Origin of the sequence: Larkinella insperata (assembly GCF_026248825.1) — a bacterium.
In the GTDB taxonomy this organism is placed as follows: domain Bacteria; phylum Bacteroidota; class Bacteroidia; order Cytophagales; family Spirosomataceae; genus Larkinella; species Larkinella insperata.
On record NZ_CP110973.1, the window covers coordinates 5426115 to 5440907 of the forward strand.

Annotated in this window: 10 protein-coding genes; 8 read left to right on the forward strand and 2 right to left on the reverse strand. The window is 43.2% G+C overall.

Annotated elements, in window-relative coordinates; all coding sequences use genetic code 11:
* Nucleotides 1-521 precede the first annotated feature (521 nt).
* Nucleotides 522-779, reverse strand: a complete 258-nt coding sequence (locus tag OQ371_RS21875) for a hypothetical protein (RefSeq protein WP_265990458.1) — start codon at nucleotides 777-779, stop codon at nucleotides 522-524.
* A 1958-nt stretch (nucleotides 780-2737) separates the two neighbouring features.
* Between OQ371_RS21875 and OQ371_RS21880 the strand changes: the two genes are divergently transcribed.
* Nucleotides 2738-3298: a response regulator gene (locus tag OQ371_RS21880; RefSeq protein WP_265990459.1), complete on the forward strand. Its 561-nt coding sequence runs from the start codon at nucleotides 2738-2740 to the stop codon at nucleotides 3296-3298.
* 44 nt (nucleotides 3299-3342) lie between these two features.
* Here OQ371_RS21880 and OQ371_RS21885 read toward each other — a convergent pair whose 3' ends face one another.
* Nucleotides 3343-3552, reverse strand: a complete 210-nt coding sequence (locus OQ371_RS21885) for a hypothetical protein (protein ID WP_265990460.1) — start codon at nucleotides 3550-3552, stop codon at nucleotides 3343-3345.
* A gap of 1033 nt (nucleotides 3553-4585) precedes the next feature.
* Here OQ371_RS21885 and OQ371_RS21890 point away from each other — a divergent pair.
* The 7 genes from OQ371_RS21890 (at nucleotide 4586) to OQ371_RS21920 (ending at nucleotide 14657) form a co-directional block, all read left to right on the forward strand.
* Nucleotides 4586-4894, forward strand: a complete 309-nt coding sequence (locus OQ371_RS21890) for a LytTR family DNA-binding domain-containing protein (RefSeq protein WP_265990461.1) — start codon at nucleotides 4586-4588, stop codon at nucleotides 4892-4894.
* Nucleotides 4895-6537: 1643 nt separating this feature from the next.
* Nucleotides 6538-6843 carry a LytTR family DNA-binding domain-containing protein gene (locus tag OQ371_RS21895; RefSeq protein ID WP_265990462.1) on the forward strand — a complete coding sequence of 102 codons (306 nt, stop codon included), beginning with the start codon at nucleotides 6538-6540 and terminating at the stop codon, nucleotides 6841-6843.
* Nucleotides 6844-10038: 3195 nt separating this feature from the next.
* Nucleotides 10039-10272, forward strand: coding sequence for a YcgL domain-containing protein (locus OQ371_RS21900; RefSeq protein WP_265990463.1), 234 nt, complete (start codon nucleotides 10039-10041; stop codon nucleotides 10270-10272).
* A gap of 34 nt (nucleotides 10273-10306) precedes the next feature.
* Complete coding sequence (locus OQ371_RS21905) at nucleotides 10307-11188, forward strand: DNA/RNA non-specific endonuclease (RefSeq protein ID WP_265990464.1); 882 nt, start codon at nucleotides 10307-10309, stop codon at nucleotides 11186-11188.
* A 64-nt stretch (nucleotides 11189-11252) separates the two neighbouring features.
* Nucleotides 11253-11501, forward strand: coding sequence for a hypothetical protein (locus OQ371_RS21910; RefSeq protein ID WP_265990465.1), 249 nt, complete (start codon nucleotides 11253-11255; stop codon nucleotides 11499-11501).
* Nucleotides 11502-12302: 801 nt separating this feature from the next.
* Entirely contained in the window at nucleotides 12303-12497 is a 195-nt protein-coding gene (locus OQ371_RS21915) for a site-specific integrase (RefSeq protein ID WP_265990466.1), read from the forward strand.
* 249 nt (nucleotides 12498-12746) lie between these two features.
* Nucleotides 12747-14657 (forward strand): T9SS type A sorting domain-containing protein, encoded by a 1911-nt coding sequence (locus tag OQ371_RS21920; protein ID WP_265990467.1) that lies wholly within the window; start codon nucleotides 12747-12749, stop codon nucleotides 14655-14657.
* Nucleotides 14658-14793: the final 136 nt, after the last annotated feature.

Below are 14793 nucleotides of genomic sequence, written 5' to 3' on the forward strand. Positions count from 1 at the left end.
ACTACTCGCTCCCATTCCTCTCAAATCGGCACATTCCTGATTAATTGCGCACTGGTTTTAATGCAAGTTAAGACGAAGTTTCTAACCTGAATTATATACGTCAATTAACTAATTGTCCGCTTTGGAAGTGCGCAATGAAAACCGTTGCCATATTAAGGGCAACCTAATTGCTCTATTCAAACCTAGCCCTTTAAACTGGAGCAAACAGATTGGCAGAAAATTAAGCCCAAAGCTTGTAGGCAATGGAAAGCCGTTCCTCCATTATCGATAAGCAAGACGACGCCTACTGGCTCATGTATATGGTGATGGAAGCAGCCAGATAAAGCATGGCCATGTCGAGGACGATCCTAAGTCCGTCAGCACCCTCCCCAGACAGCCTGGCTTGAAGTCCGTAATTCACTGATGGGGTTAGCGCTATAACTGCCTTAGCACACCCGGCTTGAAAGAATTTCCTCTTTACAAAATAACAGTTGAATTACGATTAAATAGAGTTTTGGCTTTAATCTCTCAAGAATAAATAATCAGACTTGCTGTTCCACGCAAAAAACCCACTCTTCGTGCAGTCGATAAATATAGTCCGTTAACGATTCACCTTCAGCTACTTTAACCGGTAGAATCTTTAAAACTCCGTTGTCTTTTTTGAAAGAAGCAAACAGCAGGGAGCGCCCAAACTGAAGGATCGGCGTTATTTCATCCAGGCATTCTACGACCGATTCTGAGAGGATAGAAAAGGTTCGAACACTACCTTCAGGCTGCAAAATGGTAAACGTGAAAATCATACGGGTGGATTCACATGACTAAAAACGTACTAAAAGCCCTAGCAAATTGTTTTGGCTGGAATAATTAATCCTCTCCGGTTACCCATGAAAAAACGTAGAAATGTCGTTTAATTCATACCATCAGCTACTTCGATCAAGGTATCAATATTAGGAAGCCAATCTTAAAAACCGCTTAAAACCGAATTAGAATATATCAAATTTTTCCTTTCCACCGATGCTGAACAGGAATTGATTGGTCAGGCCATCTATGAAGTGCTTTTGAGCCATTCCATTAACTAGCAGGTCAATCTGTTGGCCATCCTGATCCAGTGAGAAAATTAGATAAGTCCGTGGCCGAAAAAGAACCTCCTCATTCATCACATAAAGCTTGAATAAGTTTAAAGAGGTACCGTATTTTAAATTACCCGGTACATTCTTCAATCGAACGCAAACCATTCATCCTAGCTCTGCAACGTGAAAGCCACTTTAGAGGGGGTATCACTGGTATAACAAAACAGCCTCGATAATATACCGAGGCTGTAAAGCGGAACATTGTACTTAAGCAAACAAATAGGACTAAATCTCCATAAATGCTTTGCCTGCAAATAGAGCAATACCTCCATATTACTCTGTTCTGCATTGATACTTACGACCGGGTAACGAGGATAGATGTTAAAGGTGTGATAAACATGATATCAGAAAAATCCTGCTTTAGCGAGAGAGAATGTCTGTTAAAAGAAATGGACCCGCTGCCGAGCCCATCATTAAATCACTCACTATTAACAATCTATTTGACTACCTCAACAATCCACCCTATGCTTTCCGTGAAATGTACGTCTGTCTACATTAGATTTCAAGTAATTAATTAAGTAGAATTAAATAGACAATTCGATACATAGTGCAACAATTACATAATATCATCCTAAGAATTTTTACACAATATGGTTTATGATGCTCTTGGGCGCTACTCTCACAATAAGGTCACTTTCAATCATATGAAAAATAGTATAACTTTTTTTCAACGTATAGTCATCCCCTATACGAACAGCTTTTGATCAGCAGTAGCATTGTTTCCGGGTCAAAGCAGCCATGAAGTTAATTTATTTCGAATAGAGTCTAGGAAGTACATCCATGATAGTTTCAACACAGCAATTGAGCCTGGCAACATGCTTCCATAAAACTCAAGTCATCCTGCCAATCTCGGTTTTAAAATAATTCGGGGCATTCACTACAATAATGCCCTCCCAAAGGAAAACGTCCAAACTTGGTTGTCCTCAATGGATGAGAATTATGAGTTTCTAGCGATTGGCTGCAATACAGCCCATAAAAATCATGGGTTTAAACAGATAACATTAGTTGCAAAAAAATCCGGACCTTCCAATAAGGTCCGGACAGTTCAAGACAAAGAAAACGGAAGGTACGGATTTGCAACCAGATTGTTCATATAACGATTCCGGTGAGTGAACAGCCCTAAAATGTGATTGGATGGTATATAAAATCCACCTGGCTATCAACAACCTACCTATGGATAACCAGTAAACTTGTTATGATCTGGCCAAAATGAAGCATGAGGATCTTTCAGGAGCTCTAGTTGGTCCAGAATATCCACGTGAAAGCTGAAATCATCACTTACGACATCGACGGCAGTAAATGAATCAATACCCAGGTGGTCCTGGGAGCGCAATAGCAACCAATGCCTAAAGCTTCAGTACTGATGATACTCGGAGGTAGCATGGCTATATTAAAAGCCGTCGGCGTGACCGCATTCAACTGCCCTCCTCCACGTCTTATTTCTGAGCGTTGAGGTTTAGCCACCATTGGCAGGGTAAGCAAGGGCTGGTAAATAGGTGAGGCAGGACCTTCGTTTCAGCCATCTGCCAGCGTGGACCGTTGCTTCACCTACGCTTTACCGAATCGGTAAGGTCCTGCATCCTAGACCGGGACTATTCACCGTATCGCTGTTTAGCACCGTAAGTGAAATGATACCAGATAAGTTCGAACTAGGAAAGGCGGGCACGATGCGCCCGGTCAACAAAAACGCGCTTATTAAAACAGAACGGTTCGCAGGCTCCTTCCGTAAGCACTCTCTCTTAGAATGTATGCCTGTAACACCTAAGCGGCTAGTCTTTATTGTTGACGATAATATCGATTACCATAATATGTTTAGGTCGGCTTTTAAAGAAGTAGGTCCTCAAACACAAACGGCCTTTTTCTTTAGCGGCCAGGCTTTACTGGATCACTTGAACAATCCTGTAAATCCTCTCCCTGATTTAATCTTATTGGATCTTCTAATGCCAGGAATGAATGGTTTAGAGACCCTCAGCCACATCAGACAGACGCCCAGATTGATCAAAATTCCAACCATTATCTTGACCGCATCGCAGTTGGAATCCGATGTCATGCAGGGCTACCATGCAGGGGCAAATACGTTGATCAGTAAGCCAACAAGTTTTGATGAGTTGAAGCACTTTATTGATGTAACTTGCCGGTACTGGCTTGAAATTGCTCAGACGCCAACTAATAGACGGAATACCAACTAATTTATCCATTTTGGCGGCTGGGTTAGCAGCCTGCTCAGCCGGGTTTACATCATGGACAGATCACCCTCAACAACCTCCACATCCTCTTTGGTCATACAGCCCCGGCGTAAGGCGGAGAAATAAGAATAACCGACCAGGCGGGCATACTCTTTATCGGTTCCCCCCAGCGCTTTTTCGTACTCTTGGGCGTGCAGCCGGATTGTTTCCCGGTATTGCATCCAGTTGCTGTAAAAGCGAAAGGTTGCAGCGAACATAACGCCTAAAAGACAGAGGACGAGCATAGCAATAATCATAAGGACAATGGTATAGGATAGATTGTATTTTTCTTCTGCTTCAGTCCGCCAACAACCTTGAATTGACACGGCGGTCTGATGCTGGCGGCTTTTCCTGAGGCAACGAATTGAATAACTGCGGATTGCTCCGCTACAATTTACAATTGAAAAAAAATCGAAGCCCTTTTGCTCGAAGAGCATCACTAATTGCTGAACAGCAGATCTATCAGCGTATAAACTCAGCAGGGGAATAAGTTGCGGTGGAGTTCTACTTAAGTACTAATGTACTTTAAATGGACTTACCAACCAAGGGAAAAGTACGGTATTTCATTTATCCGTTCAACTTGCCAGTCAAAGCAGTGGATTCTTTTAATACAGGTCACGAGTCGGCTATACAGAAAAATGGCCGGTTTTCACCAGGTGTGCTAATTGGCATAAGGATACCTATAAGCTAAAGTTTTTCTATTTAAGTATCGTATTAGTAAAAGATAAGACATGGGGTGCAAATATTTAGTTTAGACAGATCAAATTCATTTGTTGTATCTACGTCACCATTTCTGCTTGACTTAAAATTTGCCTGAAAGTTTCAGTTTTTACCCGAAATCGATCTCGGTAATATACGCTGTAGAAATAGAACGGTGACTCTACTAACTGACGCTTTCTCAGACATCCACCGTTTCTTGAACTATTTTGGCATTTGCGAATCGCATGGAAAGTAAAAATAGGCGCTTCAAAAAAAATAGTTAATAAAATGCTGACTGACCTGGAAAATAATTACCAGCAGCTAGCCCTTACCTAATTGATAATCAGCAACCATACATGAATATATATTCAGAAGAAAATCTCAACAAATGCCCTTTTTGGTTCTGTCAACAGATTTGCTACAGAATTAAACCACATAATCACAATTGGACCGTTGGCTCGATAACTTGTACACGTTGCCAGACATTACATTTAATTTAGTGACAAATACTCAGCAAAAACTAGTAAACCAATTCACTAACACTATAGCACGATGAATAAACCAAGATGGCAAGCACTCATTACGCCCGAGCTAACCCACCTCTCCTCTGAAAGTAATTACACGTATTTTCATTACCAGGATGGCACGAAAAAGCTCATGTCACGCACGCTCAAAGAGTGGCAGGAGCGCCTACCGCACTTTCTGCGCATCGGCAAAAAATACCTGGTTTCGCCGGACCACATCACCGGATGGTCAAATGACTTCACAACCGGTTACATAAACAACCAGCCGTTTAAAGTTTCAAGAAGGGCGGCTGGAATTCTTCGTAAACAGGGTCCGGTCTCGACGCTTCACTGTTAGAAAAATCATGGCCTATGAAACACTAATACAAGTTTGAAGTACCCACTCGTAGCCAGCCGTAGCGTAATCCAAACGCTACGGTTTTTTTATATTAAGCTTTTTAATAATGCACTCACCGGCACATTATGTGCATCAATTATAAACTATTGGGGTCCATTTTTCACCTTTGATACCTATACCAACAGCAATGCCCGGCCTGCAAAGCCGGGCAAGTGTAGTCCGATAGATAGATCAGAGAAATAGAAATTAAAACAAGATTAAAAGCAAATGTACAACTTGGCACATACTTCCCAAAAAACTGGTGAATTACATCCGGTAAATTCATGGCTTTTAGCGAGTGCATCAGCGTGATACACCTAATAGCCAGCAGGGTGAAGCCCTCTTTTTTCTCCTGTAACTCTTTAACGACGAGAAAAGCGCCGGGGCTAACTCCGTTTGCATTCCCGAGGAGCATTTTTCATCGCTAGTGAATCAGTCGCACAACACCATCAAAAAAGACCGCGACCAACGTGCCCAGCGAAGATCAATTTACATGCAAACTACTGAAAGAAGAATCTACCCCAAAGCCGAATACCGCTGGCAGACCTTTTCACAAAATTTGACGAAACGCTGCTAGGTTTATAAATTATACCAAACCCACAAACCTTTTAAACCATTAAAAAAAGACGTGGGTAATACATGAAGTAGATTGGTTTGGGAAAAGCCTGTAGGCTCCACCCAGCTCTGGTCAAACGAACCGGCAGTAAACCGTTTCTTTGCCAGTCAGAGCCGGAAAACCGATGCAGTTTCAGCTACTGGTAGGCGAATTACCCAAAACCGCCCCTTACTCTGGCTGAAGTTAACCAACGAGAAGCGGCTATTGGCGTTGACCTATACGCTACCCAGCGTCTCAAGCACCCTCTACAAGCAAGAATGAAAGAACCCCGAGAATTACTCAGCCCAAATAGTCCTTAATGACAAAATCATCGAAACCCATGCAACGTTATCAACTGCTCCTCGGCCGGACAGGGGCCATCCGCATCAGAAGAAAGACCTACAGCCTTCAAAGATTCAAACGCCCTTTGTATGGAAGCGTAAGTTTTCGAGTCCTTCTATTTGGTTGTCGGCAGACGGACATCAACTGTCAGCTATCGGCTTTGCTTGTTAAGGGTATATGAAAGCGGAAAACTGATAGGCCGTTAAGCACAAACAAAGCGGACGAAATGCCAAAAACTACAACGGTTCTCAACCGGTGCAGGATCGACATAATGGACGAATTAAATTACTGCATATTTCACCGGCGGACCTTTTTCTCAGACATTATCATCCTATTGAGCGATCCTGGCGCTCAATGGTTCTAAGAAACTAGATAGCGTCACTTCACAAAAATGTCTGCCTGCACAAATGGCCGGCCTGGAAAATATTCCCCTGCAAAAAAGGAGATAATTAACTTGACGCCAGCCAGTATATATGAGTAAATGTTCAATACACAACGTTACCAAATGATATTGAACGCTAAATTCAGCTTTGCTATAGAATTTATCCATATACTCACAAATAGACCGTTGATTCGATTATTTGATCACATTATCAGACAAAACAACTACCTTAGTAACAAATACTCAGTGTAAACTGGTAAATCAAGTTACTAACACTACAGCACGATGAATAAATCAAGATGGCAGAAGCTCATTACACCCGAGCTGACCCACCTCTCCTCAGTTAGCAATTACACGTATCTTCATTACCAAGATGGTAGCAAGGTACTCATGTCTCGCACCCTGAAGGACTGGCAGGAGCGTCTACCGCACTTTTTACGCATTGGCAAGGGCAACCTGGTTTCGCCGGATCACATCACCGGATGGTCAAATGACTTCAAAACAGGTTACGTCAACAATCAGCCGTTTAAAGTATCCAGGCGGTCTGCCGGAATTATCCGTAAAGAAGGTCCCGTCTCAACGCTTAATTAGTAAAGAAATAGGCCTTTGAAACAGGAATACAATTTTGCAGTATTATTTGAGTGAGAGCAGCCGTAGTGAAAGACCAGACGCTACGGCTTTTCCTATACTAGACTTTTATGATCCGAATCACGGCGTACCCCGGTGTTTATTTATAGGTACCAGGCATCAAAAGAGCTATAGAGACCCAGAAAAATCACGTAGAAAAAGCTTGTCAATAGACCAACAACGATAAAGAAAAGGCAGCTTGCTTTTTTATTATTGATAAAAACAGAGAAATCTAAACCCAATTAATAACTGTCATATTCAAAATTTGAACACCTGCATAGTTTGTCAAAAACATCCCATCAGAAACCGTAAGTCTTTCAAAAGGATGGAAGCCTGATTGATCAGAAGCTCTTGGCCACGCTCATCAACAGGCCTCCTGGGGTTAACCGTAAAATTGAGTAGCCTAAAGACTACCCTTGCTAACAAGTCACACGAATACGCTTGCAATACAGGCCAGTCCGGTGAAAGCAAAAAGAACTAAGACGACCCAAGACGTCCATTCACTGGTAGTAGAAGTTTCATAACGCATGAGATGGTAGTTGAGTTACGGTGGTTGACTGTAACAAAGGTAACTCTCTTTCCCAATCAAAACCCTGTCTATGAAATATCTAATCGAAGATTAACAGACATTAAAAATAGATTAAAACCATAAAAACCCCTAGAATAATCTGCCGATGCTGTTAACTTGTAAAAGTGAATCGAAGTACTACGCTCGAACAGCCAACGCTTGGAAACCAGAATTTCGCACTCTTTTTTCATAGCCGCCCTACAAACTCAGCACGTTTTTGTAAGTCTTCTCCAGGTGAAGCAAATCTTCATAGAAAGACTTACCATCAAAGGCTTCCACCGGCAGAACAGTTACCCTACCATTTTGGTCAGTAAGCTGAGCGGATTGTATGCGCGAGCCAGTTGCGACAAAGCAATTCAGTGTTTCTAGCTGCTGCACAAAGTCCGGGGCATAAATAGAATATTTTCGTAATTCTCCTAATGGAGATATAAAAACTATATCAAGTAGCACGTTTACAGAAATTACCAATAGAGAATGCAATGTCGCTCATACACATTAAGTCCTTCTTAACTTTGGATTAAAAACTATACTACATAACGCGTATTTTATTAAAAAACATTAAAATGGCCTTAAGATTAATAATTTACATTATAGATTTTATCCATATTTATGCAACAACAATTGTTCAATCAAATGACCGATTCTTTAAAATTACTAGGAATTTACCTGAATATTAATCGACTTAATACTTTCAAGTTATTATAAACATAAATCAGAATATGAATCCACAAGTATATGTAATACTTTAAGCTTATCTTTCAATCATAACAAGCAATAATCATCAGCTAAGTCAACTTAAAAGTTTAGTTCCTTTTCAATAATCCTCCTTCAATAAACCAGCGACGTGACCTATGAACCTATTAGCTTAGTAACTGTTCTTGCAGGATCTTTATGTATTTATTTACCTAAAGCTTCCAAAAGAGTAGTGACATTCTGTTCAACGTCGGCCACAAAGTGGCATTTGATCCATTCTCTACTGCCGATAAGTAGTTATAATTCTAAACCTATCTTCCAAATCATGGCAATAACGCGTGTAGTGAATACATTTCTGCAGGGGGAATATAAAAATAGAAAATAGCTAACTAGCACTTCCATTATTGACCATAAGATAACATCGTCAACCAAGGCGCTGGCGTTTTCCTTTAAAATCTACTAATGGACATAAAAGCGTGGAAATAATCTTTTAAGATACACAAATGCCTTTAATCAGGTGGATAACAATCCTGCTTTAACACGTTAACTTTCTGAGTCAACATAGTTTTTAGATTAACTTTCAAAGACTATAGTCTTCATCCTCGATCATTCAAAAACAAAACCCGGTCAAAACGCCGGGCTTGTCATACCTACCTAAAGCTATCAAGAACCAGCGTTCCTGATGCTACCTTAAATTAAAACTAATCTTTCAAAAAGCAGTTAGCCTTTGATTGAAAGGACGTTATCCTACGGTGTGATTGTCATCTGAAGGGCCTATGAAAAAACCATTATAAAGTTAGATGCTAGGCTCACTTTTAAGTATACGGTTAGAGGGTATCAAGAAATTAAATTTCTTTCAACGAAGTTGTTCTTTTTCTTTCTAGAAGAAAAGCCATAATAAAAGCTACTAAAGGTCTACCTAAAACCTCTTCAAAAATCAAGAACATTTAAATCAATCAGAGCAAATTCGGCTTTTTAATTAAAGCTATTGATTCGGAAAAGACCTAAATTTGCGCTTTACCTACGAAAAGCGTGTAGTTTGAATCATGAGTTTATAGAAAACTCAAACACAAATCAGTAAAAAGGCTTCGTAGATAACGAAAATAGAAACCATAGCTTTAACCGATCGCCAAATCCACACGTTTAGATTAGGTTTTCTTAAATACAATAAAGTCCTTATCCACATATTAATGGAGACAACTTATTATTAAGAGTTCTAGAAAATATTTTTAATAATTTTTCAATCTACCGTGAAAGGTCAATGTTTATACCCCTATAAGATTTTAATGGATATTTCCCAAGTTATCAGTTATGGTATTTCAGCAAAAACTCTATAGTTTTCTGTTAGAACACGACTAAAAAGAGATTAAATATGCAATAATTGTACTCTACTAAGGACACGCTTCATTCTCATATGAAAAATAGTGTTATCTTTTTTCATTCTGAAAACGTATATAGATACCCTTATAATGTGACTATCCGGTTGTAAAATCAACACTTATCTGCAATTGGAATGTTTGTCAGTTGCCAGGACCTTACCGACAGCATTTGAGAAATGCTTTCAAAGCCCACAAGTCTCATCGCTCGACTGTCTTGATAATCAGAAAATAGAGTATTCGTTATTCTTCAATCCGTTTGCTGGCATTGCTTACTTTACCCAGACTGAAAACAAGAGAGGCTGATGCCCAGCGCGAAGAGGGTAAATAATGCCAGCAAATTGGGTTAATCGTGTCAGAGTACTTTTCCTAGCATAAGGTTACTTCACTAGATCGTCGGGAATTGGTCCGCCGTATTTTGGAATAGTTTGAATTGCTGCTAACAGAATACTGATCCTATATCTTTTAAGTTAAACACTTCCGAATATTGGTAGTTTTAAAGTAACCGAAACCTTGAAAATCATGGTTACATATATCTACCAATCTCAAAATCAACCAGACTGGTATCTGGTCCTTCCGTACGGTCGTGAAGATGACTTCTCCCGACTTCCAGCCGATGTACTAAGCGAACTTGGTGAGCTTGTGAAAATAAATTCGCCCGATGAAGGGCCGGGTTCATTAGGCATTGATCTGCTGCAGGCAAAAAATGATTTTGATATACTGGGTTATCACGTAGCAAAACCCAAAATCCAGTAAGCGAAATTTCAATCCAGCCTGCCCGGTCACCCTGATGAGTCGAATCATTTCATGTCTTTTTATTGCCACTTTTTTGCTGCTGGCACTTGTTGCCTGTCAGAAAGTTACTCAACCCAAACCTAGCTTCTCCACTCCCACCCGCGATGCCCACTTGGCTTTGGGCAATCCTTCGGCAGCTAGCAGCACTCAGGAAAACAATTACCTCATCGAGCGAGCGACCTATTCGCTCAGTTACAACCGCAGCACGGCCCTAGCCAACTGGGTAAGCTGGCACAGTTCGGCCGCCTGGAAAGGTTCGGCTAAACGTTATGCGGGCAGCTTCATCCCGGATCAAGCCCTGCCTGCTGGTTACTACCAGGTACGCCACAATGATTACCTCAACAGCGGCTTCGACCGGGGCCACCTCTGTCCTTCTGATGACCGGGATTCTACCGCCGAAGAAAACCGGACTACCTTTATACTTACCAACATCGTTCCTCAGGCACCCAAGTTTAACCGCAATTGCTGGAATCAGTTGGAAGCTTATACCCGCAGGCTTATCGATGAAGGCAATGAAGCCTACATTATTGCCGGAACGTATGGCAAAGGGAGTACGGGTGACACCGGCCGGGTTAACACGATTGCCGACGGCAAAATCAGTGTCCCGGCGGCACTTTGGAAGGTGGTGGTTGTGCTACCCGTAGGTACTAACGATTTAAGCCGAATCAATGCCCAAACGCGCGTTATTGCGGTTTGGATACCCAATACCAATGCAGCTGGTGAGCAACCTTGGAATAACTACCGGGTCAGTGTCGATGAAATTGAAAAGCAAACGGGCTATGATCTACTAAGCAACCTGCCAGATGCAATTGAGCAGGCTATTGAAAGGCAATCCGATAAAGTGACGATGCAATCCATCGAAACCGGATTGTATTGAAAAGGTACATGCTTTAAAAAAATAAAAACAGAGTTTCCACCTTAGGAGTACTAATCCTGTTTACTTGTCACTGAAAGATTCCAAATTCGCGCGAATTTGGAATCTTTTTGTCCATATTGCTACTCAACAGCTAAAAGCTTTACTTGAACAAATCGTTTTAGGCAATACATGCATTTATAATAGTGAGTTGGCAGATAAAAGAACAACAGCTTTACAGAAGCCGGCCTGGGTTGACGCTGTAAGGTATTTTGCTGTTTACAGCGGGGACAACGTGCTAAAAGCGATATACGATAGAGAAGAAGCGGAAAAATAAGCAATACTAGAGTAGTTGTTGCACCTATCACGTAGATAAGCTTCATGGTTTCATTGATTTAAATTGACACCTGGATTAGAGTATTTCTAACTAAAATTACACCGAATTATCAGATTTCCTTAATTTTAGCAGATCTTCTTTTAAGTTTTATCTCTGAAGGTGTTATTACTTTTATTCGTGCTTTGAACGTGTGTAAGAAATAGTGTCTGATAAAATGATCATGAAAATTTTATTGCCCATTCCTACCCTAATCTTATGTAAGCACTACGAGTAACCTTTAAGTTGACATTTACGATACGGAGGCTCCTAAGGCTAAAAATTGTTTTTGTACTTCCATTGTATGAAAGTTAGGCAATGGGCAAGAAGACAACCGAATTAACTTGATCCGGTTGTTTTTCCTATCTCTAGAACAAGAGATAGGAATTCTTTTCTCATGCTTGATAGTACTTATAAAATCGCTCTGGCTCTACCGGGCCAAGGGGCTTTATCTATTCTCCTATCGAAAAGCAGGCATGCGGGTTGGCGATATCATTCAGCTCAGGTGGGTTACCTCGACGTTAAAAATAACCGCCTGGTGTACGAGATGGATAAGACCGGCAAGTAAATGAGCCTGAAGCTTAACGAGGGTGACTGGGCTATTCTGCGCAGGTTCTATGATTCACAGATCGACAAGCGGCCCAGCTATGCCTATCTATTCGGAACGCGTGTCAATGACGCGCCTTATACCAAGTATGTTACTCAGGTTGAAAAGACCAAAATGAGTCGGCAAGATGAAGCCGCACTCTACAACAAGATTACGGCTTGCCTGGTACTATCAACCGGAATCTGAAGTTGCTGGCTGAGAAGAACGGTATTGAAAGTCGGCTGACGTTTCACACGACCCGGCATAGTTTTACTGACAAGGCCCGTCGTCGCATGAAAGAAACCAGGAACATTTCCATCGATGACATCCGCTCAGCGCTAGGCCACACCATTTTGGCAACGACCCAGCGGTAACTGGCCAGCTTTAGATCTGGACAAGGATGCGGTCTTTGAGTAGTTCTTTAACGTATAAGGTAAGGCGTAGGCAAAACGTCCGGTGTCCACATCGGGCGTTTTGTATTTCTGACCTGCAATGTCCCGTTCCCTAATTCGGGTAATTTACCCGGACTAAATATGTTAATAAATCAATAATTTACTGCACCATACCAACAAGTCCGTTAGTAAACAATTTATTTAATTTTTCACCCCATCCAGATTTTAATTATGAAACACCTTTTTACATTATGGCTACTCTTGGTGGTGGCCTGCTTTTCAACGAACGCCCAGAAGCCCTTGTACCCCCCACAGACTTTTACTAACCCGGGCATCTATATCGTGCCCATCCCATTTCAAGGCTACCCCGATGGTAACTCCTTCCTGGTTACCATCACTGCCCGTGGAGCCGACGGCGGGGGGACTGGCGGGGAATACGATACAAAAGGCGGTAGTGGATCCACGGTCCAGGCCACCTTTCGGGTGCGCCCCCAACCCGAAGGCTTTTTCTACATCATCGTGGGGCAGGCCGGACGTACATCGACTGGCTATTATGGGGATAGTTTCGGCGGTGGGGGCGGCGGTTCGGCCGTGAGCCTGGAGGAATATTACGGTCCACGCTCCTTGCTAGTGGCCGCCGGTGGTGGCGGGGGCGGTAGTTATGAACGGCCCGGTGGCGGGGGGCAAGGATTGGGAACACCCTTTCAGGGCGGTGGTGGTTCGGTAGGTGGAGCTGGTGACTCAGGGGGTGGCGGGGGCGGTGGCCTCAATGGCCCTGGCGAATTAGGCGGATTTACTGAAGTGGGTGAAGGTGGCCAACCCTGGCTAGCTGGTGGCGGCGGTGGACAGGCCCGTTTATTTGAGATCAGTCCCGGGGGATACAGCTACAACAATACAGCCGATGGAGGGGCGGGCTTCGGGGGCGGTGGTGCAGCCGGTTTGAGTGGTTCTTCTGGCGGCGGCGGGGGCGGAGGTTACGGGGGCGGCAAAGGCGGGGGTGGCGAAGGCAGTCAGCCAGAGTTCTACTACAGCCAGGGAGGTTACTCCTACGTTAACCCCTCGGGTACGGTGACAACCGTCACTCCGGGTACTACGCGGGGCACTCAGCTCCAGAATGGCTCGGTGACTATCGCCTTTTATGAACTGGAGCCTACGGCGGTCACTACCTTTGATATAATTAATGCAGAAACCGATCAGGTGATCAGGCCCCTGGAGGAAGAAGGTACGCAAGGTACAGAGATCAATCTGGCAAACTTCCCTACTAGAAAGCTCAACATCAGAGCAAATATCAATACAACGGCTCCTGGTTCAATTGTCTTTGAGCTGAGTGGTGCCCAGTCGCGCACCCATATTGAGAATTCAGCGCCTTATGCCTTGTTTGAGGATAACAACGGGGATTTTAAGAACTGGACTCCGGTGCCAGGCAGTTATGCGCTGGTTGCCACCCCCTACTCGGGTCCTAACGGCACAGGTACGGCCGGTACACCCTATAAGGTTAACTTTACCGTGGTAGATCAGCTTGTCGTCGAAAGGTTTCGGTTGATCGACGCCGATCAGGACCGAAATTATACGGATATAACCGACAATGATGTAATAAGACTTTACAGCTACTCACCAAATTTTAACATTCAGGCCCTAACCACTCCGGCTTCGGTTGGTTCAGTCGTCTTTCAGCTTGGGGGCACCCAGACGCTAACCCAGATTGAGAATGAAGCGCCTTATGCCATCTTCAAGGATGATGGGGGCAACTACCGCCCCTGGAAGCCCAAGCCTGGCTCCTATACGTTAACGGCTACACCCTATGCGGGTCCAAACGGCACAGGTAAGGCAGGCATTGCCAAAACTATCCGCTTCCAGGTCGTCTCGGAAGTACCCCAGGCCCGGCTGGCTGCGGATGCCGAGTCTGAACCGGGTTCGATCCGCGTCTTTCCTAACCCCTTCACCGAGTCATTAACCATTGAGTCCAAAGGGGCTCAGCCCGTGGGGTTGTATGATCTCTTGGGACGGAGGGTATGGCAGGGCGTGACAACGGGCGATAAGCAGGTGGTGCCTGTGGGCCACCAGCTGGGAGCGGGTGCTTATATCCTACGGGTGGGTGAAGGTGAAAAGGCCCAGACCATCAAGTTGCTAAAAACGCCATGATTGCCTTTTAAGATTCCATGATCCTTGCCGCTTTTAAGCGGCAAGGATTAATTCATTTTTCAGCATAGCTGAGGCATGTCTTCTTGCAATCAAAATGGATTATATCCTGACTTCCCTTTTTAAAGAAATTCATTTT

Excerpts from the sequence above, each read along its gene's own strand:
- OQ371_RS21875 (WP_265990458.1), bottom strand. The coding sequence starts at position 779 with ATGATTTTCACGTTTACCATTTTGCAGCCTGAAGGTAGTGTTCGAACC.
- OQ371_RS21880 (WP_265990459.1), top strand. The coding sequence starts at position 2,738 with ATGATACCAGATAAGTTCGAACTAGGAAAGGCGGGCACGATGCGCCCG.
- OQ371_RS21905 (WP_265990464.1), top strand. The coding sequence starts at position 10,307 with ATGAGTCGAATCATTTCATGTCTTTTTATTGCCACTTTTTTGCTGCTG.
- OQ371_RS21885 (WP_265990460.1), bottom strand. The coding sequence starts at position 3,552 with ATGTTCGCTGCAACCTTTCGCTTTTACAGCAACTGGATGCAATACCGG.
- OQ371_RS21895 (WP_265990462.1), top strand. The coding sequence starts at position 6,538 with ATGAATAAATCAAGATGGCAGAAGCTCATTACACCCGAGCTGACCCAC.
- OQ371_RS21890 (WP_265990461.1), top strand. The coding sequence starts at position 4,586 with ATGAATAAACCAAGATGGCAAGCACTCATTACGCCCGAGCTAACCCAC.
- OQ371_RS21900 (WP_265990463.1), top strand. The coding sequence starts at position 10,039 with ATGGTTACATATATCTACCAATCTCAAAATCAACCAGACTGGTATCTG.
- OQ371_RS21920 (WP_265990467.1), top strand. The coding sequence starts at position 12,747 with ATGAAACACCTTTTTACATTATGGCTACTCTTGGTGGTGGCCTGCTTT.